Raw genomic sequence first — 21,789 nt, 5'->3', positions numbered from 1 at the left:
AATAGCGATTGACGAGTTCTAAAAAAGAACGCATGTTTCGCTTCGAGGCGCAATGCTGAAAAAGGCGCCGATGTTTTTCAGTCGGGAGGCGGTTAGTCGTGGCGAAGCTGTCGCAAGCACTCGGTCTCGATCAAACCGCTTTTCGGTTTGCTGGCCGCATCGACCAATCGACAGATCGCCATCTTGCCAAAGCGGTGGACCAGATCGGGCCGATCGAGGACTGCGCCACGACCATGGTAGCCTCGATCGGCGCGATGGCGAATCCCGATCGTTCTGGTCTCGCTCAAAAAATGTGGTCCACCAGGGCCGATAGAACTGCTTCGCACACAGCGCGCCTAACCTAACTGGGAGAAGTTCCTTGAAAAAGAGAAATGCAACCGTCGCCGTGATCGGCGCGGGCGATTTCATCGGCGGCGAGATCGCCAAGAAATTTGCCTCCGAGGGCTTTACTGTCTTCGCGGGTCGCCGCAACGGCGACAAGCTGGCGCCGCTGGTCAAGGAGATCGAGGCTGCCGGCGGCGAGATCCACGCACGTTCGCTCGACGCGCGCAAGGAGGAGGAGATCGTCTCCTTTCTGAGCGACGCCGACAAGCACGCACCATTGGATGTCTGCATCTTCAATATCGGTGCCAACGTCAACTTCCCGATCCTCGAGACGACCGAGCGCGTGTTCCGCAAGGTCTGGGAGATGGCCTGCTACTCCGGCTTCCTCGCCGGGCGCGAGGCGGCCCGGCTGATGCTGCCGCGCGGCCAGGGCAACATCTTCTTCACCGGTGCGACCGCTTCATTGCGCGGTGGCAGCGGCTATGCCGCCTTTGCCAGCGCCAAATTCGGACTGCGCGCTGTGGCGCAGGCAATGGCGCGCGAACTCGGCCCGAAGAATATCCACGTCGCGCACCTCGTTATCGATTCCGGCGTCGACACCGAATGGGTCCGCCAGCGGCGCCTGGAAGCGCTCGGGCCTAATGCGCTCGACGATCCGGATCTGCTGATGCCGCCGGCCTCGGTCGCGGCGTCCTATTGGCAGCTGTATCAGCAGCCGAAGAGCGCCTGGACCTTTGAGCTGGAAATCCGCCCCTTCGGTGAGAAGTGGTAGGAAGCGCAGATGGAACTCGCACTGTCTCCCGAAGATGCGGCCTTCCGTGATGAGGTGCGCGCTTTCATCGCCGAAAACTATCCGAAGGAAATGCGGGTCCCTAATCCGGAGACCGACCTGACCAAAGAGCAATCGTTGCTCTGGCACCAAATTCTCTACGAGAAGGGCTGGATCGCGCCGCTTTGGCCCAAGGAATTTGGCGGCCCCGGCTGGTCGATCACCCGGCGTTTCATCTTCGAGCAGGAGACCAGCCGGGCCGGGACGCTGCCGCCGTTGGCGTTCAGCGTCACCATGGTTGGTCCGGTCATTTACACCTTCGGCAATGATGCCCAGAAGCAGAAGTTCTTGCCGCGGATACTGTCGGGTGAAGACTGGTGGTGCCAAGGCTATTCCGAGCCGGGCTCAGGCTCAGACCTCGCCACCGTCCGGACCAAGGCTGTGCGCGACGGCGACCATTACATCGTCAACGGTCACAAGACCTGGACAACGTTGGCGCAGCACGCCGACTGGATCTTCTGCCTGGTGCGTACTGATTCGAGCGCCAAGCCTCAGGCGGGCATCTCGTTCCTCCTGATCGACATGAAGTCGCCAGGCGTGACCGTGCGTCCGATCATCACGATCGACGGTTCGCACGAGGTCAATGACGTCTTCCTCGAGGATGTCCGCGTTCCCGTCGAGAACCTGATCGGCGAGGAGAACAAGGGCTGGACCTACGCAAAATTCCTGCTGGGCAACGAGCGCACCAGCATGGCCGGGATCGGCCGGTCGACGCGCTACCTCGACCGGTTGAAGAAGATCGTGAAAGCGGAGATCGCAGCGGACGATCCGGCGCATCTCGAATTTCGCAAGGAGATCGGCCGGCTCGAGCTCGATGTGCTCGCGCTCGAGGCCACCGAGCTGCGGGTCGTTGCCCAGATGGCGCGCGGCATCGATCCGGGGCCCGCGGCCTCGCTGTTCAAGATCCGCGGCACCGAGATCTTCCAGGGCATTACCGAGCTCACACATCGTGCCATCGGCAACTATGGCCTGGCGCTTCGCGAGCAACCGTCGGGCGCAAACCAGTTCATGCCGGGTGCCGATTACGGCCACACAGCGTCGGAGAAATACCTGAACGCGCGCAAGCTCAGCATCTACGGTGGATCAAACGAGATCCAGCGCAACATCATCGCCAAAGCGGTGCTCGGTCTCTAGCAACAGCGCAACAAGAGGATCGGATGGATATCCAGTTCACGGAAGAGCAGGAACTGTTGCGCTCCAGCGTACAGCGTATGCTACGCGACCAATACAGCTTCGAGGCGCGCCGCAAGATCGTGGCCAGCGAAGAGGGCTGGAGCCGCAAGCAGTGGGGCGCTTTTGCGGAGCTCGGCCTGCTCGCCGCGCCATTCTCCGAGGAGAGCGGCGGACTTGGTGGCGGCCCGCTCTCTACTATGATCGTTGCCCAGGAGTTCGGCCGCCACCTTGTCGTGGAGCCGTACGTGGAGACGGTCGTGCTGGTCGGCGGCTTGATCGAGCAGGCAGGGACGAAAGAGCAGAAGCAGGCCTTCATTCCCGATATCATCGCCGGACACAAGATCTGGGCGCTGGCCTGGACCGAAAAAAACTCGCGCTTCGATCTCGCCAATGTCGCGGCCACGGCGCGGCGAGAGGGAAAGGACCACACGCTTAGTGGTGAGAAGTCCGCCGTCATAGCGGCGCCTTGGGCCGATTATCTCATCGTCTCCGCCCGGACTGCCGGCAAGCGCGACGATTGTGGCGGCGTCAGCCTGTTCGTCGTCGACGCCCGGGCGGCGAATCTCGAATTGCGGAGCTTCAAGACCATCGACGGCCGCCGTGCCGCGGAGATCACTTTCCGCGATGTGCGCGGCGAGTTGCTCGGCAGCGAGGGCGAAGGCGTCGCCCTGCTGGAAGGCTGCCGCGACAGGGCCATCGGCGCGCTCTGCGCCGAGGCGGTCGGCGCGATGGCCGAACTGAACTCTGCGACGCTGGAATACGCCAAGGCCCGAAAGCAGTTCGGCGTCACCATCGGCAGCTTCCAGGTGTTGCAGCACCGGATGGTCGACATGTTCATCGCGCATCAGGAGGCGCTTTCCCTGATGCAGCATCTCAGTCTCAGCCTCGGTGCCGGCGAAAGTGGCATCTCGCGCCTCGCCTCCGGCGCCAAGTCGAGGGTCGGCTATGCCGGCAAGTTCATCGCCGACCAGGCGGTGCAGCTCCACGGCGGCATGGGCATGACCGACGAATTGAACGTCGGTCACTACTTTAAGCGAATCTCCTCGATCAATATCCAGTTCGGCGATCCCGCTCACCACTTGCTGCGTTATGTGCAGCTCGACGCGGCAGCGTAACCAAAGAGGCAGCCATGACGACAGAGGCAGTTATCGTTTCCACCGCCCGCACCGGCGTCGGCAAGGCCTATCGCGGTGCGCTGAACAACACCGAGGGGCCGACCATGGCTGGCCATGTGATGGCCGAAGCGGTGAGGCGCGCGGGCGTTGAGCCGGACGAGGTCGAAGACGTGGTGATGGGTTGCGCGATGCAGCAGGGCACCATGGTGATGAACGTCGCACGCAAGGGGGCGGTTCGTGCCGGCCTGCCGGTCACCGTCGCCGGCACCACGATCGATCGGCAGTGCGCCTCCGGCCTGCAGGCGATCGCGGTCGCGGCCCGCTCGATCATGCTGGATGGCGTCGAGATCGCGATCGGAGGCGGCATCGAATCGATCAGCCTGGTGCAGAACGACCACATGAACAGGTTCCACGCCGTCGACGACGAGCTGATGGCGATGAAGCCCGAGATGTACATGTCGATGCTCGACACTGCCGAGATTGTCGCCGAGCGCTACAAGATCGGTCGCGACCGGCAGGACGAATACAGCCTCGAATGTCAGCGCCGCATTGGTGCCGCGATGCAGGCCGGTCGCTTCAATGACGAGATCGTCCCGATCACAACGACGATGGCCGTCGTCAACAAGGACACCAGGGAGGTCTCCTATCAGCAGGTGACGCTGTCGAAGGACGAAGGGCCGCGCCCCGAGACCACGGCGGAAGGATTGGCGAAGATCAAGCCGGTATTCGAAGGCAAGACCATCACGGCCGGCAATGCCAGCCAGCTCTCCGACGGAGCATCGGCCTGCGTGCTCATGAGCGACAAGACCGCCACCAAGAAGGGCCTTAAGCCGCTCGGCATCTTCCGCGGCTTCGTCGCCGCCGGAGTCGAGCCGGACGAAATGGGCATCGGTCCGGTCGCGGCGATCCCGCGCCTTCTCAAGCGCCACGGCCTGAGGATCGATGACATCGATCTTTGGGAGCTGAACGAAGCCTATGCTGTCCAGGTGATCTACTGCCGCGACAAGCTCGGCATCGATCCGGACAAGCTGAACGTCAATGGCGGCTCGATCGCGATCGGCCATCCCTACGGCATGACGGGCAGCCGGCTTGCGGGCCATATCCTGATCGAGGGGCGGCGGCGCAAGGCGAAGTACGGCGTGGTGACCATGTGCATCGGCGGCGGCATGGGCGCGGCCGGCCTATTTGAACTCGTCAACTGATCGGAAAGCGGAGAAAGCGCACGTGAAGACAGCAATCACTGAACTGTTCGGCATCCAGCATCCGATCATCCAGGGCGGCATGCATTATGTCGGCTTTGCCGAGCTTGCCGCCGCGGTCTCGAATGCCGGCGGTCTCGGCATCATCACCGGCCTGACCCAGCGGACGCCGGAGCTGCTGGCGAAGGAAATCGCGCGCTGTCGCGACATGACCGACAAGCCGTTCGGTGTGAACCTGACCTTCCTGCCGAGCTTCACTGCACCGCCTTATCCGGAATATATCGCCGCCATCAAGGAAGGTGGCGTCAAGGCGGTGGAGACCGCCGGCCGCAGCCCGGAAGCGTACATGCCCGCGCTGAAGGCTGCCGGCATTAAGGTGATCCACAAATGCACTTCGGTGCGGCATTCGCTGAAAGCCGAGAAGATCGGATGCGACGCCGTCAGCGTCGACGGCTTCGAATGCGGCGGCCATCCCGGCGAGGACGATATCCCGAACATGATCCTGCTGCCGCGCGCGGCGGATGAACTGAAGATTCCGTTCGTGGCCTCGGGTGGCATGGCGGATGCGCGCAGCCTCGTTGCTGCGCTGTCGATGGGCGCCGCCGGCATGAACATGGGTACCCGCTTCGTCGCAACCAGGGAAGCTCCCGTCCACGCCAACGTCAAGCAGGCCCTCGTCAAAGCCACCGAACTCGATACCGTGCTGGTCATGCGCGCGCTGCGTAACACCGAGCGCGTGCTGAAGAACAAGGGTGTCGATCAATTGCTCGAGGTCGAGCGCGAGAAGGGGGCGAGCCTCAAGATCGAGGACATCCATGAGCAGGTCGCGGGTGTCTACCCCAGGGTGATGGTCGATGGTGACATGGATGCCGGTGCTTGGAGCTGCGGCATGGTGGTCGGACTGATCCACGATATCCCGACGGTGAAGGAGCTGATCGACCGCATCATGAGGGAAGCCGAGCAGATCATCCGGCAGCGGCTGACTGGATTTCTTGACGGTACTGTCGCCGATCTGGCCACGCGCGCCGTTGCTTGACAAAGGTTTGCATGCGAGCGCTTCAGTGCCGAGATCAATGCTCGCTGATCGCATTGAGCAGCGGATCGGCGTGACCGATTGATCTCTCAAGTTGGGGGGGCGGGCCAGGCCGACAAGCAAGCTGAAATGTCGTTTTCACCGAGGAGCGGCCAATGAAGTACTATCTCTGCAAGTACATTCCGCCCCGGGCGGATTTCCTGGCGACCATGAGCGCCGCTGAGAAACAATGGATGAAGCAGCACGGTGCGTTCCTGGATGATCTGCTCGCAAAGGGGCAGATCGTCGCGCACGGTCCCGTCACGGACCCGCGTGGCGGTTATGGCGTGTCGCTCTATCAGATCCCAAACGATCTCGACATCGAGGCGGTCACCTCGGAAGATCCTGTCGTGAAGAACGGCGCCGGCCACTATGAGCATTACCCGATGATGCATTTGAAGGCGCGCGGCTGAGATCCTCCCCTGGACCAATTTGGCAGCGTGGGTGGCATGACCTTTGATCTGTGCCAGCACGGGTAGGCCATCGCGATCGGCGAGACAGCGTTTTGCAAGGATGGGAGCCGCGGCGCCGTCGGCATTGGCGGGGGAGGCGGCCGGCGTAATAGTGCCGTTGGTGCGGAACGCTGCCTTCAATCCGGGAACTTGGCCGGACGGCGTGCTGCACGTCAAAAAAGTATCAGTTCACATCTGAAATGGTGGTGGCGTGCCTAGGTACTGGTCGCTACTCTGCCAACGAGAGGAAGCGCTGAACCAATCAGCCGATAAGGGAGCGGAGGCGGATCATTACAAGCCGCACCGGCCTGAAGGGAGGGGACATGGAACCGGACCTGGAAGTTGTCCAGATACGGCGCGGCGAGTCATTCAAGGCGTGGTCGCACGGCTACCCATTCCACACCGTCCGCTGGCATTTCCATCCCGAGTACGAGCTCCATCAGGTCGTGGCCACCAGCGGACGCTATTTCGTCGGTGACTTCATCGGCGACTTCGAACCAGGTAATCTCGTGCTCACCGGCCCCAATTTGCCGCACAATTGGGTGAGCGATCTGCCGGCAGAGTGCGCCATCCCGCTACGCGGACGCATCCTTCAATTCAGCGAAGAATTCATCGGCGACCTGATGAAGGTCATGCCTGAGCTTTCGGGCCTTGCCGCACTGCTGGATTTTTCCCGGCGTGGTGCGCTGTTCACCCGCAGCACGAGCGATGCGCTCGTCCCACTCATGGAGGAGATCGTCACGGCGAACGGCGTGCGCCGGATCGAGCTGTTCTTGATGATCTTGGGGATACTCTGTCGCGCCGCGCGACAGGCGCGTCCGCTGTCCAGCCCAAACTATCTGCCCGATCCGTCTGGCTACATGTCCGTGGGAATGAACAAGGCACTCGCATTCATCCGGAAGAATCTGACGCAACCTTTCGGCGAAGCGGAGCTTGCTGCGATCGCCGGTCAATCGCAAAGCGCATTTTCGCGCTCGTTCCGCCGGCACACGGGCATGTCATTGGTGCAATACGTTAAGCGGCTGCGTATCAATCTCGCTTGTCAGATATTGATGAGCGACGAGCAGGCTTCCATCACCGACATCTGCTTCGAGGTCGGCTTCAACAATCTCTCCAATTTTAACCGGCAGTTCCTGGCCGAGAAAGGCATGCCCCCTTCGCGCTTCAGACGATTGTTGGCGCACAACATCGATGAGGCGCACGCGGCCTAGCCGCATAGGAGCAAAGAAGGAGGATCGTTACGGAAGAATGACGCGGACACGCCGACGGCGGTCCGCGACAGCAATCGTTCGACCAGAATTCTGCGCGGCTCCGAGCACCGGCGCTCATCGTGCCGTCGGAAACGGAAGCAGCGAGGGCCTGACTTCGAAGGATCAACGACGACACCCTGACACCCAGTCTGGAAAGGAAATCTGAAATGAGAAAGTTCTCTGCTAAATATGCGGGCACAATTGGCATAGCCCTCTCGCTGCTCGGCACAACAGCCATTTCTTCGCGGGCCGCAGAGGTGAAGAACGCGACCGTCGCCTTCCTGATGCCGGACCAGGCCTCCACCCGCTATGAACAACATGATTATCCGGGCTTCGTCGCAGAGATGAAGAAGCTGTGCGACAGTTGCAAGGTGATCTACCAGAACGCCAGCGCGGATGCCGCGCGGCAGCAACAGCAATTCAACTCGGTGATTTCGCAGGGCGCCAAGGTAATCGTGCTCGACCCCGTCGACTCCACTGCCGCGGCATCCCTGGTCAAGATGGCACAATCGCAAGGCATCAAGGTCATTGCCTATGACCGGCCGGTCCCCGACGCCAAGGTCGATTTTTACGTGTCCTTCGACAATCAAGCCATCGGCAAGGCTATCTCCGAATCGCTCGTCAAGCATCTTAAGGCCGCCAACGCGACGGCGAAGGAGGGCGAAGGCGTACTCGAAATCAATGGATCGCCGACCGATGCCGCTGCGGGACTCATCAAGAAGGGGATCCACGAGGGGCTTGATAAGAGCGGCTATCCAATTCTGGCCGAATACGACACGCCGGACTGGGCGCCGCCGAAGGCGCAGCAATGGGCGAGTGGCCAGATCACCCGCTTCGGCAAGAAGATCCTCGGCGTCGTAGCTGCCAATGACGGCACGGGCGGTGGCGCAATTGCCGCCTTCAAGGCCGCAGGTATCGAGCCGGTGCCGCCGGTGACGGGCAACGATGCGACGATTGCCGCGCTTCAGCTCGTCATCGCAGGCGATCAGTACAACACGATCTCCAAACCCAGTGAGATCGTGGCAGCTGCTGCGGCGCAAGCGGCGGTGAAATTCCTCTCCGGAGAGATGCCCAAGGCGGAAGCTACGCTATTCAATGCGCCATCGAAGTTGTTCGTGCCGGCCGTCGTCACTCAGGAGAACCTGAAGGCGGAGATTATCGATAAGAAGATCCAGACGGCCGATCAGCTCTGCACGGGCCGATATGCCGCGGGTTGCAAGAAGCTTGGCATCACGCAGTGACGACGTCGGTCCCGGCCGCTTCCGGCGGCCGGGACGAAGGATGAGAGGGCGAATTGGGACATGACCACGATCTCGGATGCCGATGACGCGCAGGGCGGACCGCGCAAGCCGGTCTTGAGTCTTCGCGGAATTTCCAAGCATTTCGGCGCCGTGTCCGCCCTGACCGATGTTGATCTCGATGTGCATGCCGGCGAAGTCGTGGCACTTGTGGGTGATAACGGTGCAGGAAAATCCACGCTGGTGAAGATCCTTGCCGGCGTGCACCAACCCACCTCCGGAACGATCACGTTCGGCGGTGAACATGTTGTCCTGTCCGACCCATCCATGGCACTCGGCCTCGGCATCGCCACCGTTTTCCAGGATTTGGCCCTCTGCGAGAATCTCGACGTGGTCGCAAACATCTTCCTCGGCCGCGAGCTCAACCCGCTGCGGCTCGACGAGGTCTCCATGGAGCTTCGCGCCTGTACCTTGCTCAACGAGCTGTCAGCGCGGATCCCGAGCGTGCGAGAGCCCGTGGCGTCGCTCTCCGGCGGACAGCGCCAGACCGTGGCGATCGCGCGCTCGCTGCTGACTGAGCCGAAACTCATTCTGCTCGACGAGCCGACTGCGGCGCTCGGCGTTGCCCAAACCGCTGAGGTGCTAGACCTCGTCGAACGCGTTCGCGCACGCGGTCTCGGCGTCATCATGATCAGTCACAACATGGAGGACGTCCGCGCGGTTGCCGATCGGATCGTGGTGCTGCGCCTCGGTCGCAACAACGGCGAGTTCGATCCCGACGTGTCCAATCAGGATCTCGTTACGGCGATTACCGGAGCGGACGAAAATTCTGTCTCGCGCCGCGCCAGGCGGCGCCGCGCCCATCAGTCGCCGGAGCTTGGGCGATGACCGACGACACGCAACAGGTTTCGACGGCGCGGTTGCTCGACCGCAGTGACGAACGAGTCAAGCACGCGGACACGCTTGGAAACACGATCGGCGCCTTTGTGGACCGTGTGCGGTCGGGCGATCTCGGATCGCTGCCGGTGGTCGTCGGGCTCATCGTCATCTGCGCGGCGTTCGAGACCCTCAACCCTGTTTTTCTCGCGCCGAACAATCTGGTCAATTTGCTTTTCGATTGCGCGACAGTGGGTGTGATCTCGCTGGGCATCGTCTGTATCCTGATGGTCGGCGAGATCGATCTGTCGGTCGGATCGGTGAGCGGGTTCTCTTCGGCGCTCGTCGGCGTGCTTTGGGTCGCTCAGGATTGGCCGGTCGCCGTGGCGATCGTCACGGCGTTGGTGCTGGGCGCTGCCATCGGCGCGCTCTATGCATTTTTGTTCAATCGTCTGGGTATGCCGAGCTTCGTCTCGACGCTGGCCGGCCTGCTGACGTGGCTCGGCCTGCAGCTGTATCTGCTCGGCTCCTCCGGCTCGATCAACCTTCCGTATGGATCGGCGCTGGTCAATTTCGGACAGATGCTCGTCATGCCGTCGATCGTATCCTACGTGCTGGCGGCGGTCGCGAGCGTGGTTATGTTCGTGACCGGCTACCGAACGGCCGCGCGCCGGCGGGCGGCGGGGCTATCGGCCAGTTCGCTTGGTCGCATGGTGCTGAAGGCGCTGCTGGTCACCATCGTGCTCGAATTCGTTGTCTATTATCTCAATCTCGGGCGCGGCATTCCCTGGATGTTTGGTCTGTTCGTCGGCTTGTGCGTGATCATGAATTACGCATTGACGAGAACCAAATGGGGCCGCTCGATGTCTGCCGTCGGCGGCAATCGCGAGGCGGCCCGTCGGGCTGGCATCAACGTTCGCCGGGTCTATTCGACCGCATTCATGCTGTGCTCCACGCTGGCCGCGGCCGGCGGCATTCTGGCCGCAGCGCGGCTGGCATCTTCCAGCCAGCAGGCCGGGACCGGGGATGTGAACCTCAACGCGATCGCCGCCGCGGTCATCGGTGGCACAAGCCTGTTTGGCGGCCGCGGGAGCGCCTATTCCGCGCTCCTCGGCGTCATCGTCATCCAGTCCATCGCGAGCGGCCTCACGCTGCTCGATCTCTCCTCGTCGCTGCGGTACATGATTACGGGCGCGGTCCTTGCCATTGCAGTCATCGTCGATTCGCTGGCACGGCGCTCGCGCCTTTCCCACGGCCGAGCTTGAACAACTCTCATAGGAAAAGGACAAGCCTTGGCCCAGGAACTTGCAGAAAAAGTCGCGGCGATCACCGGCGCCGCATCGGGCATCGGTCTCGAATGCGCCAGAACATTGATCGGGGCCGGCGCGCGGGTGGTGCTGATCGATCGGGCGGAAGAGGCGCTGAGCAGCGCCTGCGTTGCGCTGGGCGATCAGGCGATTCCGTTACGTATCGACCTCACCGATCCCCTGAGCATGGAAGCGATGATGCCGCAGGTGCTGGAGAAAGCGGGTCAACTGGACATCTTCCATGCGAATGCTGGTGCCTATGTCGGCGGCGAGGTGCTTGGCGGCGATCCCGACGCGTGGGACCGCATGCTCAATTTGAACGTCAATGCGCTGTTCCGGTCGATCCATGCGGTGCTGCCGCACATGGTTGAGCGCAAGAGCGGCGACATCATCGTCACCAGTTCGATCGCAGGTCTCGTGCCTGTCGTCTGGGAACCGATCTATACCGCGTCCAAGCACGCCGTGCAGGCTTTTGTGCATACTCTGCGCCGGCAGGTCGCGAAACACGGTTTGCGCGTCGGCGCCGTTGCGCCCGGTCCAGTCGTGACCGCGCTCATCAAGGATTGGCCCAAAGAGAAGATCGAGGAGGAAATGGCGGCCGGTGGCTTGATGCAGCCGGTGGAAGTCGCGCAGGCAGTGCTCTTCATGTTGACGCGCCCGAGAAACGTCACCATCCGCGACCTCGTCATTCTGCCGCAGAGCAACGATCTGTAACATCTTCCGATCGGCGATCCTGAGATGAACAAGCAACCCGATAACCGCCATTTCCTTGGCATCGATGTCGGCACCGGCAGCGCACGGGCCGGACTCTTCGACCGCTCTGGCAGGCTCCTGGCGAGTGACAGCGCCCCTGTTGCACTTTGGCGGGAGGCTGGCGACGTCGTCGAGCAGTCGAGCGAGGATATCTGGCGTGCCGTATGCCGCAGCGTGCGTAGCGCGGTGGTGCAGGCGGGTATCGCGGCGGACAGTATCGCCGGCATAGGCTTTGACGCGACCTGCTCGCTGGTGGTGCTTGGCGAGGCGGGTGTGCCGCTGCCCGTCGGGCCGTCCGGCGATCCTGCTCGCAACGTCGTTGTATGGATGGATCACCGCGCTGCGGATCAGGCGCGCCGTATCAACCAGACGGGCGAGAAAGTTCTCGACTATGTCGGCGGAACGATCTCTCCCGAGATGGAGACGCCGAAACTGTTGTGGCTCGCCGAAAACATGCCCGAGACGTTCTCCCATGCGTGGCAGTTTATGGACTTGACTGATTTTCTCACTTGGCGTGCAACAGGGAGTTTGTCCCGCTCCATTTGTACCGTGACGTGCAAGTGGACCTATCTGGGCCACGAAGACCGCTGGGACGATCAATTCTTCCGCAGGATTGGCCTCGGCGTGCTGCCGGATGAGCAGTTCCGCAGGATCGGGACCGAGATCGTGCCCGGCGGGACCAGGCTGGCAGCGGGCCTGACGGCGAAGGCCGCGGCCGATCTCGGACTCGCGATGGGTACGCCGGTCGCCGCCGGCCTCATCGATGCACATGCCGGCGGTGTTGGTACGGTGGGGGCGCGCGGAGCGGCGGGCACGGTGCTCACGCGCATGGCCTATGTATTCGGAACGTCCGCCTGCACCATGTCGACCACACCGGACCCCTTCTTCGTCCCTGGCGTTTGGGGACCCTATTTCTCGGCCATGGTGCCTGGGCTTTGGCTCAATGAAGGCGGACAGTCGGCCGCCGGCGCTGCGATCGAGCATCTGTTGCAGATGCATCCGAATTCCGCGCAAGCGACACAGGCTGCGGGCCAGAAGCAGCAGACGCTTGCCGATTGGCTTGCCTCGGAAATCGAATCACGCGGCGGTGCCGAAATGCTCCCGGATTTGGTCGGCCAGCTTCATGTCGTCCACGAATTCCTCGGCAATCGAGCGCCGTTCGCCGATCCCGGCGCGCGCGCACTGATTGCGGGCCTTGATATGCGCTCGGATCTGGAGAGTCTGCTCGCGCTTTATCTTGCAGGGCTTTGCGGCCTCGGCTGCGGGGCCCGGCAGATCGTTCGCGCTCAGCAAGACAAGGGCATTGCGGTCGATACGATCGTGGTCAGCGGCGGTGCCGCAAAGAGCCGCCTCGTGCGGCAGGTCCTCGCCGATATGACGGGTTTGACGGTCGCTGCGCCAGCCTCTCCGGAGGCCGTCCTGCTCGGCTCCGCGATGCTTGGATCAGTTGCCTCGGGCGACCATTCCGACCTCAGTGAGGCGATGCAGGCGATGTCGGTCTTGGGAGACATCCATCAACCCCAGGCCGCTTTGGCAGGCTGGGTTGATCAGCGCATGGGAGCCTTCGAGGCTCTGCAGAAGGTCGGCCGGGCAATTAGAAGAGCTTCTTAGCTCTTGCCAACTGGACCCGGCACCAAGCACGGCATCTGACCCGGGCCGAGCCGCGATCCTAGACTATCCGCGGTTCGGAGAGCCCATGGGGCAAGTTCGTGAACGGTGACCGCCAATGAGGCAGGACCGCTACATCCCGGCACGACGCATCTGGTCGCGGACCTGACGGAGAAGTTCGACGACATCAACTCGCTCGTCGCGGCCAAAGGCGGGTGGCCAGCGTCAGGGGGCGGCTGAAGGGATCCTGTGGGCGGGGAGGAACCCGGGTCTCGCCCCGCTGTAGGCGGGGCGAGATGCCTGCTTTTCTCAGATGAGGAAGTCGGTCGGGTGCAGGCTCGCGGCGTGGACACCGTCGAGTGTAATGGTGTCGCTCGCCGATACATGAATCACGGCATCGCCGTCGGCATTGTCGCTGATCAGCTTCGACAGCGCCGTCCAGTCCGTAAAGCCGTAATCGTGCAGGTTGATCAGATCGTGCTCGGTCACGGTGCTGCCGGCCGCCTTGTTTCCTTGATCGAAGTCGGTGATGAGGTCGTTGCCGGACCCGGTGTTGAAGACGAAGGTGTCGCTGTTTCCGCCGCCCGAAAGCTGGTCATTTCCGGCGCCCCCGTTGAGCATATCCTTGCCGCCGGTGATCGAGCCCGGTGTTGCGGGATCATAGACCTTCGCATCGCCATACAGAAAGTCGGTGGCCGCTCCGCCGGTGAGGATATCGTTGCCGCCATGGGCATTGCCGGACATGGTCGGAGCGTCGCCGAACAGCAGATCGCGCGCATCGTCGGTGTACTCGGTGCTGATCTTGACCGTGAGGATGTCATCGCCACCCTGTGCGTTGTCGGTCAGGGACGTGGAGGAATCTCCCGACAGCGACGCACCGGCCCAGACGTTTTCGCCGCTCATGGTCAAGATGATGTTGTCGTTGCCGCCATGCGCATCGCCGCTGATGGAGCCGATGGCATCGCCGCTGGCTCTCGCTGAACCCTCCCGGGTGTTCAAGCTGATGTCGAGCGTGTCGTTGCCGCCCTGCGCCGGGCCGCTCATGGAGCCACCGGCATCGCCGGCGTACACATTGTCGAAGCCTCGCCAGCCCACAGCGCCCGTGATGGTGTCACTGCCGCCGTGCGAATTGCCGGACATGTCGCCGGCGACATCGCCGAAAGCATGCACGTTGGTGTACATCGAGTGGTCTTGGGTATCGATCGTGTCGTTGCCGCCCCTGGCGTCGTCGGTCATCGCCTGGGCATCGCCGACCACGAGGGCGGCGTTCCAGCCGTAGTTGACGTTGACCGTGAGCGTGTCGTTGCCGCCGTGGGACTGGCCATGCAGCGTCGTGTTGTCGTCGCCAAAGATCGTGACCTCTGCTTCGGGCTGAGTGATGGTTGCGGTCACGGTGTCGTTGCCGCCCCGGGCGTCCGTGGTGGTCGGAAAGTTCGGATCTCCGATGACGGTTTCGATTTGGCCAAATTGGTCGAGCAGGATGTCGATGGTGTCGTTCGGCAGATGCTGCATGGCGTAACTCCCATTTCATTGTCGGAGGCGGGCCTGACATCGGCAAAACTCTTGCGCGAAGTGCTGTGACCACGCTTCACGGAGACGAATCTAGTTTTGGTCGATGGCGGAGATTTGCTGGAATTCGGGACAGAGTTTGTTCGCGACAGGTTTCGCTGCGCCGTGCGGCGAAACTGGTCGTTGCGCACTCGCGATTGCGATGTCGCCCCGCGCGTCGGGGTACGACATCGCCGCTTTGATTTATTCCCTCAGATGATGAAGTCGGTCGGATGCAGGTTCGCCGCGTGAATCCCGTCCAGCGTGATCGAGTCGTTGCCGGAGAGATGAATCACGGCATCGCCGGAAGCATTGTCGCTGATCAGACTCGACAGCGCCGCCCAGTCCGCGAAGCCGTAATCCTGCACATCGATCAGATCGTGTTCCGCTGCGGTGCTGCCGACGGCCTTGTGCCCTGATCGAAGTCGGCGATCGTGTCGTTGCCGGAGCCGGTGCTGAAGGCGAAGAAGTCGCTGTTTCCTCCGCCCCACATCCAGTCGTCGCCCGCTCCGCCGTTCAGCGTGTCGCTGCCGCCGGTGATCGAGCCTGGCGCCGCCGGTTCATAGATTCCTGCATCGCCATACATGAAATCCCGGCCGACGCCGCCATTGATATCGTTGCCACCATGAGAATGACCGGCCATGATCGGCGCGTCGCCGTACACTGACGAGACCGCATCCGCGTACTGGCCTTCGATCTTGACGGTCAGGACATCGTCGCCGCCCTCGGTAAGATCCATCAGGGACGTCGACGAGTCCCCCGACAAGGTCGCGCCGGCTATGGCGCTGTCGCCGTTCAAGGTGACCGTCATATTGTCATTGCCGCCTTGCGCGAGGCCGCGCAAGGCGCCGATGGCGTCGCCACTGACGGTCGCCACGCCGTCCGTGGTGAGCACGCTGACATCGAGCGTGTCGTTGCCGCCGTGCGAGGTGTCATCATGGAACCGCCGGCATCGCCGGCGAACAGGTTGGCGCCACCGCGCCACGCGATCGAGCCGGTTATCTCGTCATGGCCGCCCTGCGCGTTGCCCGACATGTCCCCCGCGACGTCGCCGAAGGCCGAGACAGTGGTATAGGCCGTGCCATGGGCATCCGCGACGATGGTGTCATTGCCGCCCTTGGCGTCGTCGATCATCGATTTGGCATCGCCCACCACGAGAGCGGTGTTCCAGCCGCCGCCGATATCGGCGAACAATGTGTCGTTTCCGCCTTGCGAGTGACCAAGCAGCATCGACTGGTCATCGCCGAAGATCGTGAGCCTCGTATTGAGCTCGGTGACGTTGCCGTCACGGTGTCGTTGCCGCCCGAGACGTCCTTGGCTGCGGGAAATCCGAGATCTCCGTACACGGTCTCGATTTGACCAAACTGGTCAAGGATGACGTCGAAGGTATCGTTCGGCAGATGCTGCATGGCGTAACTCCCATTTCATGTCGGTAGCGGGCCGGACGTGTGCACCAGTCTTGCGACACGCTTGATCGACACGGTTCACCGGAAGCAAATCTGCCCTTGGTAAATGGCAGAGATTTGCAAGAATTCAGGAGAGAGTTTGATTGCTCGCATCGATCTGCGGTCGCGGCCGCGAGAAAGAGAATGTTGATGGAACTGTCGGCGAGGATCTACCGCCGATTGGCGCGTTCGAGTGCGAGCTTACTTCTCCTCTGGTTGGGATGAAGTGCCGCTTTCGCCGTCGTCATTTCCTGGATCAAGTCGGCGATACCGTCTCTCGCGATCTTGTCAGTGACAAGAGACAACAACCGACTATGGCGCGCGATCTTGTTGTCGATCTCATCGCATTTGCCGCACGTGAGCATACCCTGCGCTATTGCAGGCGGAGCGAACGAGGCAACTGAGACTAAAAAATGTTCATTGCCGAGCTTCGTTCCTGCCGCCATGGACGGTTGGGACGCTGGCTTGCTGTGCGAGCCAGTGACGGCGGCGGTTTTTACTTGTGCGTCGGTGGGACCTCATTGAGGAGCTTCGAGACCGCAGTGACAAGCTGGGCCGGTGCAAACGGCTTCTGCAACAGGATGCTATTTGAGACGCCCTGCGAACCCCAATCGTTCGCTGCAGCGCCCGTCATGTAGACCACGGGAAACGTCGGCTCTCGTTGTCTGAGCTGTCTGGCCAATTCCCAGCCGCTGAGCGTGCCCTTGAGGTTCACATCCGCGACGACCGCCCGGTACTCCTTCATGCCGCTTCTGAAGAGAGTCAGGGCTTCCTCGGCAGACGAGAGGATGTCAGTCGCGAAGCCTGCCTCCAGCAGGGCTTCCTCGACACCGCCTGCAATGGGTATTCATCCTCCACCACCAAGATGAGAGGCGACGGCGCTGTCATGTTCACTCCGTCTCGGAACGCTGAACCTACTATGTTGCGGCGCTTTGTTCCCTGAAAATGTGTCCAAAAGTGAACATAGGCCGATCCGAGGGCCCCAGGGAGCTGGCCGGCTGCATGGCGGATATCAAGGCCGACGAGACGGAGCATGGGCGCACTCTCAATCTTCCGTGGTGGAGGACGTAGCGCCGATCCGCATGATGGTCTGCGACATGCTGGAGGAGTTGGGCGACAAGGTCATCGCCGAAGCAGGCACCCTGAAGGAAGCGATCGAAGTCGCGCGGGTGGCTGACTTCGATCTGGCCATTCTCGACCTGAGGCTTGCCGATGAAACAACTGAACTGGTGGCGGAGATCACTCGTGGTCGCGGGTTGCAATTTTTCTCCTGACCGGCCACGCATCCGATGGATTGCCGGGCGGCTTCCGCAATGCTCCCCGATTGGAGAAGCCCGTCCTCTGCTCCGCGCTCGCGGAGATGATCGAAAACTGCGCCAGGTCTTGACCAGCGAACAGGCCGCTCGCGGGGAGTTTCACGCTGCCAACTTGCCCTTCGCCAAGCTTTCAAGATGTTTCCACGCCAAAGCGGCCCTCAACCACTTCAAACGCTCGGCAGCACAGGTCGCGGCGACCGCTTTGCGCATTGCGGCGATGGCCTCTGCTTGATGGTCAAGGTCTCCGGTCATCGGAGCGATCATTCGCTCGAATTATTAAAGCCGACGAAAATTTACGGCCCGGAAAACTACCGGCTTGCCCCGCCGTGGAGCCTCCATCCAAGCCCTGTGCTCGCTCAGTCCGGCGCCATCCGCTCGCCTCGTCCTGCGAGATAGGCATCATATGTTAAAGCGCGACTCAGCAATTGCAGCCCGATAACCTGGCAACAGGCTGGGGACGCGGGACGATGGCACAGTCACGCTATCCGTTGATCCGGAGGTGGACACCGGAAGAGCATCAACAGCTGCTGGTGATGGCGGCGGCTGGGCGCCGACCCGACGAGATCGCCCAGGCGCTCGGCAGGACAGAGCCGGCCGTGCGAGGCCGCGCCAACCTGCATAACATCCCGCTGCGACTGGTGATGCAAAAGCGAAACGGCCCATGATCAAGGGCGCGTTTGGACCAATGCCGATGGACTATTTCGTGTGGCTGGCGAGGGGAGGCGGCCGCATCTTCGTCATCGACACCGGGTTCAATGCCGAGGTCGCGAAGCAGCGCAGGCGAAATTACCTGCGCTGCCCGGTAGAGACGCTTGCCGCGTTCGATATCGACGCTGCCCACGTCAAGGACGTGATTCTCACGCATCTGCACTACGACCACGCCGGCAATTTCGACCGATTTGCGCATGCGCGGTTTCACCTTCAGGAGCGCGAGCTTGCCTGTGCGACCGGGCGCTACATGCTTTATCCTCGGCTGTCGCATTCGTTCGAAGTCGAGGATGCCGGGAAGCGTAGCTGTGCACGTTACATCGGTGCGGTCGCTGCTCGCCGACGAGACCTCGACCAAATGGCTCGATGCTGCCGTGAATACCAGGCTGCCTTGGGCCGCAGGGTACCGGACCCGCTGCCGGGCGCCAGGGCGCCGCCATTCGTGCCGGTGCTGCCGATGATGCCTGTACCGCCGAGTATACCGCACCGTCTGGCTGCTGGCTGCGAGGGCCAATGAAAGGATCGGGTAGGTCCGACGACCTTTCGCACTGCCCGGTCGCTCCCTTCGGAAGGCGGCGCCAAATGTCGGTTCGTAGACGAGGACCGAGGTTTGCAACGCAGCGCCAAGCCGACGCGACTGGCTCATCCTCAATGGAAGTTGGCGCTCGGTCGGCGTGTTTGCTCACGGAGGCCGATGACCGAGGAACTCCAGAACTCTATTTGGCGTGCCACAAGATCCTTTATTGCCAATCAGCCCGGCGCTAGTCTCGAGCCCATTGAGGCGCCTTAAACTTATTCCAGCCGCGAGTTGAGGGGCGTTCGATTGCATCGGAAGGAAGATGGATGAGGGCAGTGATCGTCGGTGCGGGAATGGGCGGGTTGATGACGGCCTTGGCGCTGCGTCAGTCGGGAGCGTTCGCATCGGTCTATGTCTACGAGCAAACGAAGGTGCCTAGCACCGCAGGCGCCGGGTTGAACATCCCGCCCAACGGGGCGCGAATATGTCGTTGGCTAGGCGTCGACCTGGATGGGGGAGATTCCAAAGGCCCCGACGGGGTCATTGACGGCGGCCGCGCGGCAATCCTGGAGTCGACACGACAGTTCAACGCAGATGGGAGCGTGACAAAGAGGCCATTCGATCATGTCACCGCCGCAGGCGACGGCGCCGGCTTTCATCACATGCACAGGCTGGACCTTTTGATGTGCCTGTACAAGCGAGTGTCCGACTTCGGTATCGACAGCGGCGCGCCATGCCCGATCGCGGTGCACATGGACTGCAGACTGACGCAGCTGCGTCAGACCGCAGGCGAGGTACTAGCGACCTTTTCGAATGGTCGAACCGCCACGGGAGAGCTTCTCGTAGGTGCGGACGGGATCAACTCTGCGACGTTACAGCTGGCGTGGCCGAATTCGCGTCCCAAGCGTTGGACGGAGGTAACCTGCTTTCGAGGACTCATTCCGCGGACGGGGGTTGCGTCCCTCCGCAAAGCGAACGGTAACCCGCTGGACCACAATCCCATCAACTCCTTCAGCATGGACCGCCATCGGGCGGATAGGAGCGGCGCGACCACGTACTGGGTACGCGGCGGCGAGTTGTTGAACGTGTGGATCGCGCATTATGAGCCTGAGTCCGCCGCGTTCGAGCAGGAGGAGGGCGACTGGTTTCCCGTCAGTCAGCAGGAGATCGTTCGCGAGGTCGGCGAGGCATTCGCGGGCCATCCCAGCAGAGACGACCTCATCGCTCTGTCGGGGGCGATCGTTCGTCCTACCAAGTGGGGTCTCTACGATCGCGATGCGCTCGAAACCTGGGTGCAGGGCCGCATCTGCCTGCTCGGTGACGCGGCGCACCCGATGCTTCCCACATTCGGTCAAGGAGCTGCTCAGTCCTTCGAAGACGCCGGCGCCCTTGCCAGCGCCTTTGCGCTTCACCAGCGCGATGTGCCTACAGCCTTGTTGCACTACGAACGCGTGCGGCATTACCGCGCTACCCGCTTTCAATTGGGATCCAAATTCGCCTTCGACCATTTGCGAGCGAAGGACACCGCTGAGCAGAAGGCGCTACTGGAGAGACTCGATGAGCGTGTGAGTCCTGCCTTTGCCCATGATAAGCGCGGCGGCGAGGACGATTCCTGGATCTACGCCTATGACGCCCGCAAGATCGGCAGCGAGTTGCCTGCCAAGAGGCTAGGTCCGTGGGACTTCCGCCGAACCGCCAAGGTAAGGTACGGTGGGATCAAGCTCTGGATGCCCGCCAATCCGGCGAAGGGTACGCGCCGCGTCACGCGCGAAGAGATCGCTCTGCACAACACACAGAACGACTGCTGGATCATCATCTCGGGAAAAGTTTATGACATCACCGAGTGGGCCCCTCATCACCCTGGCGGCGCTGGAATCGCACGAATGTACGCTGGCAGGGAGGCCACTGCCGAATTCGGTGACTATCACAGCACCGAGGCCGTCGCGCACATGGCAAATTTTTGCGTGGGCGCTCTCGTCGAGAATTGAACCACCTCGTCGTAGCCGGGCACCTGGCGGCACTGCCGTAGGCCGCATCCGAGCCGCGCCGTCGACCCGCCTCGCACATCGCGAAGAGCATTCCGACAACCGGTAGACTTTCAAATATCGTGCCGGCTCGCGACGGCTGAGGCGCACGACATTCGCGGGCCAACGCACTTACCGTCACGCGAGACGACCGCATCGGTCGCCGAGGCGAGTAATGCCATTCGAGTTCTGGTCGTGGAGGATGAAGCTCGGATCTGCAGCTTGATCGAGGACGCCTTTTCGACGGCGGTTTCGAGGTCCTACTTGATCAATTCGGGGGACGGTCGCGCGGACGACGAACCGGCCGCGCGAGTAGCCGGGGGAAACCGAGGCTCGCAATCCTCGACCTGCGCCTCGAGGAAGCCGTTCGCGACAATGAGCGCCTTGACCGCCTCCCGGGTGTCTCGACCGCAGGCAGCGATGGCCTGGTCGGCGGCAGCCTCCAATTCGAACGGTGCCGGTCGGGATGGCTCCCGATCCCGATTCACTAACCCAAGTCTACCTAAGTATGGTCACTTCATACCTGCGCGCGATGGCGCCGGCCGAGGGCTAATGTTACTGATACATTCACTGAAAAGCAACGGAACCGGCCCTGCGAGCCGGCGGTTGCGGGACGAGACCGGCGGCGTAGCGCCCGCCGGCCCTTCTCCCGATCTAGCGGCGCTTCGCCGCTCAACTGACGCTTACGGCCGTAGTTAGTGCAGAGTGTTCGCCATGAGAAACATCGCCGACCTCCTGATGTGGTTCAGACGGGGAAGCCAACGCGTGTCCAATACTCAGGTTGCAGCTATGGCTGAAGATCGATCCAGCATGGCTGATTTTGTCCGGATCCTGCAGGCCTGCGATCAAGCCCAGTAAGACAGGGGTTTGGTGCGAGCGCGTCAGTCCGTGATGCGGACGTCCGAGCAAACCAAAGCCAAGACCTCACACCACACCGCGTCCAGCTGTTTATGCCTAGCACGTCCGTTCAGGGTCAAACGGCGACAAGAGCAGAGGACTCTGATTTGCAGCTTCGGGCAAACTGCGGAAGTCACT

Annotated in this window: 24 protein-coding genes and 2 pseudogenes; 19 read left to right on the top strand and 7 right to left on the bottom strand. The window is 62.0% G+C overall.

Annotated elements, in window-relative coordinates; genetic code table 11:
• Positions 1 to 98 precede the first annotated feature (98 nt).
• The 7 genes from IVB54_RS24830 to IVB54_RS24800 all read left to right on the top strand — a co-directional run bounded on the left by IVB54_RS24830 (position 99) and on the right by IVB54_RS24800 (position 6,125).
• Entirely contained in the window at positions 99 to 344 is a 246-nt protein-coding gene (locus tag IVB54_RS24830) for a hypothetical protein (protein ID WP_157643067.1), read from the top strand.
• Positions 345 to 358: 14 nt separating this feature from the next.
• Positions 359 to 1,096, top strand: a complete 738-nt coding sequence (locus tag IVB54_RS24825; protein ID WP_018458774.1) for an SDR family oxidoreductase — start codon at positions 359 to 361, stop codon at positions 1,094 to 1,096.
• 9 nt (positions 1,097 to 1,105) lie between these two features.
• The gene (locus IVB54_RS24820; protein WP_018458775.1) at positions 1,106 to 2,287 is read left to right on the top strand and encodes an acyl-CoA dehydrogenase family protein; all 1,182 of its coding nucleotides are present in this window, start codon (positions 1,106 to 1,108) and stop codon (positions 2,285 to 2,287) included.
• 23 nt (positions 2,288 to 2,310) lie between these two features.
• On the top strand, positions 2,311 to 3,441 hold the full coding sequence (locus IVB54_RS24815; RefSeq protein ID WP_247776483.1) for an acyl-CoA dehydrogenase family protein: 1,131 nt from the start codon (positions 2,311 to 2,313) through the stop codon (positions 3,439 to 3,441).
• 14 nt (positions 3,442 to 3,455) lie between these two features.
• Positions 3,456 to 4,643 (top strand): acetyl-CoA C-acyltransferase, encoded by a 1,188-nt coding sequence (locus IVB54_RS24810; protein ID WP_018458777.1) that lies wholly within the window; start codon positions 3,456 to 3,458, stop codon positions 4,641 to 4,643.
• A 22-nt stretch (positions 4,644 to 4,665) separates the two neighbouring features.
• On the top strand, positions 4,666 to 5,676 hold the full coding sequence (locus IVB54_RS24805; protein WP_018458778.1) for a nitronate monooxygenase family protein: 1,011 nt from the start codon (positions 4,666 to 4,668) through the stop codon (positions 5,674 to 5,676).
• Between the two features lie 152 nt (positions 5,677 to 5,828).
• Entirely contained in the window at positions 5,829 to 6,125 is a 297-nt protein-coding gene (locus IVB54_RS24800; protein WP_018458779.1) for a YciI family protein, read from the top strand.
• Between the two features lie 18 nt (positions 6,126 to 6,143).
• On the opposite strand, the pseudogene IVB54_RS24795 reads toward IVB54_RS24800, so the two are convergent.
• Positions 6,144 to 6,317 (bottom strand): annotated as a pseudogene (locus tag IVB54_RS24795) (acetyl-CoA C-acetyltransferase); the annotation flags it as partial.
• A 170-nt stretch (positions 6,318 to 6,487) separates the two neighbouring features.
• Here IVB54_RS24795 and IVB54_RS24790 point away from each other — a divergent pair.
• The 7 genes from IVB54_RS24790 (at position 6,488) to IVB54_RS41480 (ending at position 13,436) form a co-directional block, all read left to right on the top strand.
• Positions 6,488 to 7,375 (top strand): AraC family transcriptional regulator, encoded by an 888-nt coding sequence (locus IVB54_RS24790; RefSeq protein WP_018458780.1) that lies wholly within the window; start codon positions 6,488 to 6,490, stop codon positions 7,373 to 7,375.
• Between the two features lie 206 nt (positions 7,376 to 7,581).
• On the top strand, positions 7,582 to 8,655 hold the full coding sequence (locus IVB54_RS24785) for a sugar ABC transporter substrate-binding protein (protein WP_026233659.1): 1,074 nt from the start codon (positions 7,582 to 7,584) through the stop codon (positions 8,653 to 8,655).
• A 60-nt stretch (positions 8,656 to 8,715) separates the two neighbouring features.
• Positions 8,716 to 9,540, top strand: a complete 825-nt coding sequence (locus IVB54_RS24780; protein WP_018458782.1) for an ATP-binding cassette domain-containing protein — start codon at positions 8,716 to 8,718, stop codon at positions 9,538 to 9,540.
• Complete coding sequence (locus IVB54_RS24775; RefSeq protein WP_018458783.1) at positions 9,537 to 10,793, top strand: ABC transporter permease; 1,257 nt, start codon at positions 9,537 to 9,539, stop codon at positions 10,791 to 10,793. The genes IVB54_RS24780 and IVB54_RS24775 overlap by 4 nt, the downstream gene beginning before the upstream one ends.
• 27 nt (positions 10,794 to 10,820) lie before the next feature.
• On the top strand, positions 10,821 to 11,549 hold the full coding sequence (locus IVB54_RS24770) for an SDR family oxidoreductase (protein ID WP_018458784.1): 729 nt from the start codon (positions 10,821 to 10,823) through the stop codon (positions 11,547 to 11,549).
• A gap of 24 nt (positions 11,550 to 11,573) precedes the next feature.
• Positions 11,574 to 13,199, top strand: coding sequence for an FGGY-family carbohydrate kinase (locus IVB54_RS24765; protein ID WP_018458785.1), 1,626 nt, complete (start codon positions 11,574 to 11,576; stop codon positions 13,197 to 13,199).
• A gap of 105 nt (positions 13,200 to 13,304) precedes the next feature.
• A complete protein-coding gene (locus IVB54_RS41480; RefSeq protein WP_018458786.1) occupies positions 13,305 to 13,436 on the top strand; it encodes a hypothetical protein in 132 nt (43 codons plus the stop codon).
• Between the two features lie 69 nt (positions 13,437 to 13,505).
• On the opposite strand, the gene IVB54_RS24760 is transcribed toward IVB54_RS41480, so the two are convergent.
• The 4 genes from IVB54_RS24760 to IVB54_RS24745 all read right to left on the bottom strand — a co-directional run bounded on the left by IVB54_RS24760 (position 13,506) and on the right by IVB54_RS24745 (position 15,974).
• Complete coding sequence (locus tag IVB54_RS24760) at positions 13,506 to 14,708, bottom strand: hypothetical protein (RefSeq protein WP_018458787.1); 1,203 nt, start codon at positions 14,706 to 14,708, stop codon at positions 13,506 to 13,508.
• Between the two features lie 248 nt (positions 14,709 to 14,956).
• Positions 14,957 to 15,112, bottom strand: coding sequence for a hypothetical protein (locus tag IVB54_RS24755; RefSeq protein WP_018458788.1), 156 nt, complete (start codon positions 15,110 to 15,112; stop codon positions 14,957 to 14,959).
• A 5-nt stretch (positions 15,113 to 15,117) separates the two neighbouring features.
• On the bottom strand, positions 15,118 to 15,543 hold the full coding sequence (locus IVB54_RS24750; protein ID WP_247410094.1) for a hypothetical protein: 426 nt from the start codon (positions 15,541 to 15,543) through the stop codon (positions 15,118 to 15,120).
• Between the two features lie 8 nt (positions 15,544 to 15,551).
• On the bottom strand, positions 15,552 to 15,974 hold the full coding sequence (locus IVB54_RS24745) for a hypothetical protein (RefSeq protein WP_018458790.1): 423 nt from the start codon (positions 15,972 to 15,974) through the stop codon (positions 15,552 to 15,554).
• A gap of 319 nt (positions 15,975 to 16,293) precedes the next feature.
• On the opposite strand from IVB54_RS24745, the gene IVB54_RS24740 reads away from it, so the two are divergent.
• The gene (locus IVB54_RS24740) at positions 16,294 to 16,593 is read left to right on the top strand and encodes a hypothetical protein (RefSeq protein WP_143273925.1); all 300 of its coding nucleotides are present in this window, start codon (positions 16,294 to 16,296) and stop codon (positions 16,591 to 16,593) included.
• Positions 16,594 to 16,685: 92 nt separating this feature from the next.
• Here IVB54_RS24740 and IVB54_RS24735 read toward each other — a convergent pair whose 3' ends face one another.
• Positions 16,686 to 16,979, bottom strand: coding sequence for a response regulator (locus IVB54_RS24735; protein ID WP_345946553.1), 294 nt, complete (start codon positions 16,977 to 16,979; stop codon positions 16,686 to 16,688).
• A 265-nt stretch (positions 16,980 to 17,244) separates the two neighbouring features.
• Here IVB54_RS24735 and IVB54_RS24730 point away from each other — a divergent pair, with 265 nt between their 5' ends.
• Positions 17,245 to 17,463 carry a response regulator gene (locus tag IVB54_RS24730; RefSeq protein ID WP_018458793.1) on the top strand — a complete coding sequence of 73 codons (219 nt, stop codon included), beginning with the start codon at positions 17,245 to 17,247 and terminating at the stop codon, positions 17,461 to 17,463.
• Between the two features lie 141 nt (positions 17,464 to 17,604).
• On the opposite strand, the gene IVB54_RS24725 is transcribed toward IVB54_RS24730, so the two are convergent.
• Positions 17,605 to 17,757, bottom strand: a complete 153-nt coding sequence (locus tag IVB54_RS24725) for a hypothetical protein (RefSeq protein WP_157643068.1) — start codon at positions 17,755 to 17,757, stop codon at positions 17,605 to 17,607.
• 215 nt (positions 17,758 to 17,972) lie between these two features.
• Between IVB54_RS24725 and IVB54_RS24720 the strand changes: the two genes are divergently transcribed.
• From IVB54_RS24720 to IVB54_RS24710, 3 genes and pseudogenes are all read left to right on the top strand, one after another.
• A complete protein-coding gene (locus IVB54_RS24720; RefSeq protein WP_051113050.1) occupies positions 17,973 to 18,170 on the top strand; it encodes a Myb-like DNA-binding domain-containing protein in 198 nt (65 codons plus the stop codon).
• Between the two features lie 14 nt (positions 18,171 to 18,184).
• A pseudogene (locus IVB54_RS24715) lies at positions 18,185 to 18,505 on the top strand (MBL fold metallo-hydrolase); the annotation flags it as partial.
• Positions 18,506 to 19,056: 551 nt separating this feature from the next.
• Positions 19,057 to 20,718 carry a cytochrome b5 domain-containing protein gene (locus IVB54_RS24710; RefSeq protein WP_247776482.1) on the top strand — a complete coding sequence of 554 codons (1,662 nt, stop codon included), beginning with the start codon at positions 19,057 to 19,059 and terminating at the stop codon, positions 20,716 to 20,718.
• The last annotated feature ends 1,071 nt before the right edge of the window (positions 20,719 to 21,789 follow it).

It is taken from the genome of Bradyrhizobium sp. CW1 (genome assembly GCF_023100665.1).
Taxonomy (GTDB): Bacteria; Pseudomonadota; Alphaproteobacteria; order Rhizobiales; family Xanthobacteraceae; genus Bradyrhizobium; species Bradyrhizobium canariense_D.
The sequence above is the reverse complement of the archived record's forward strand: the minus strand, read 5'-3'. Positions and strand labels throughout refer to the sequence as shown.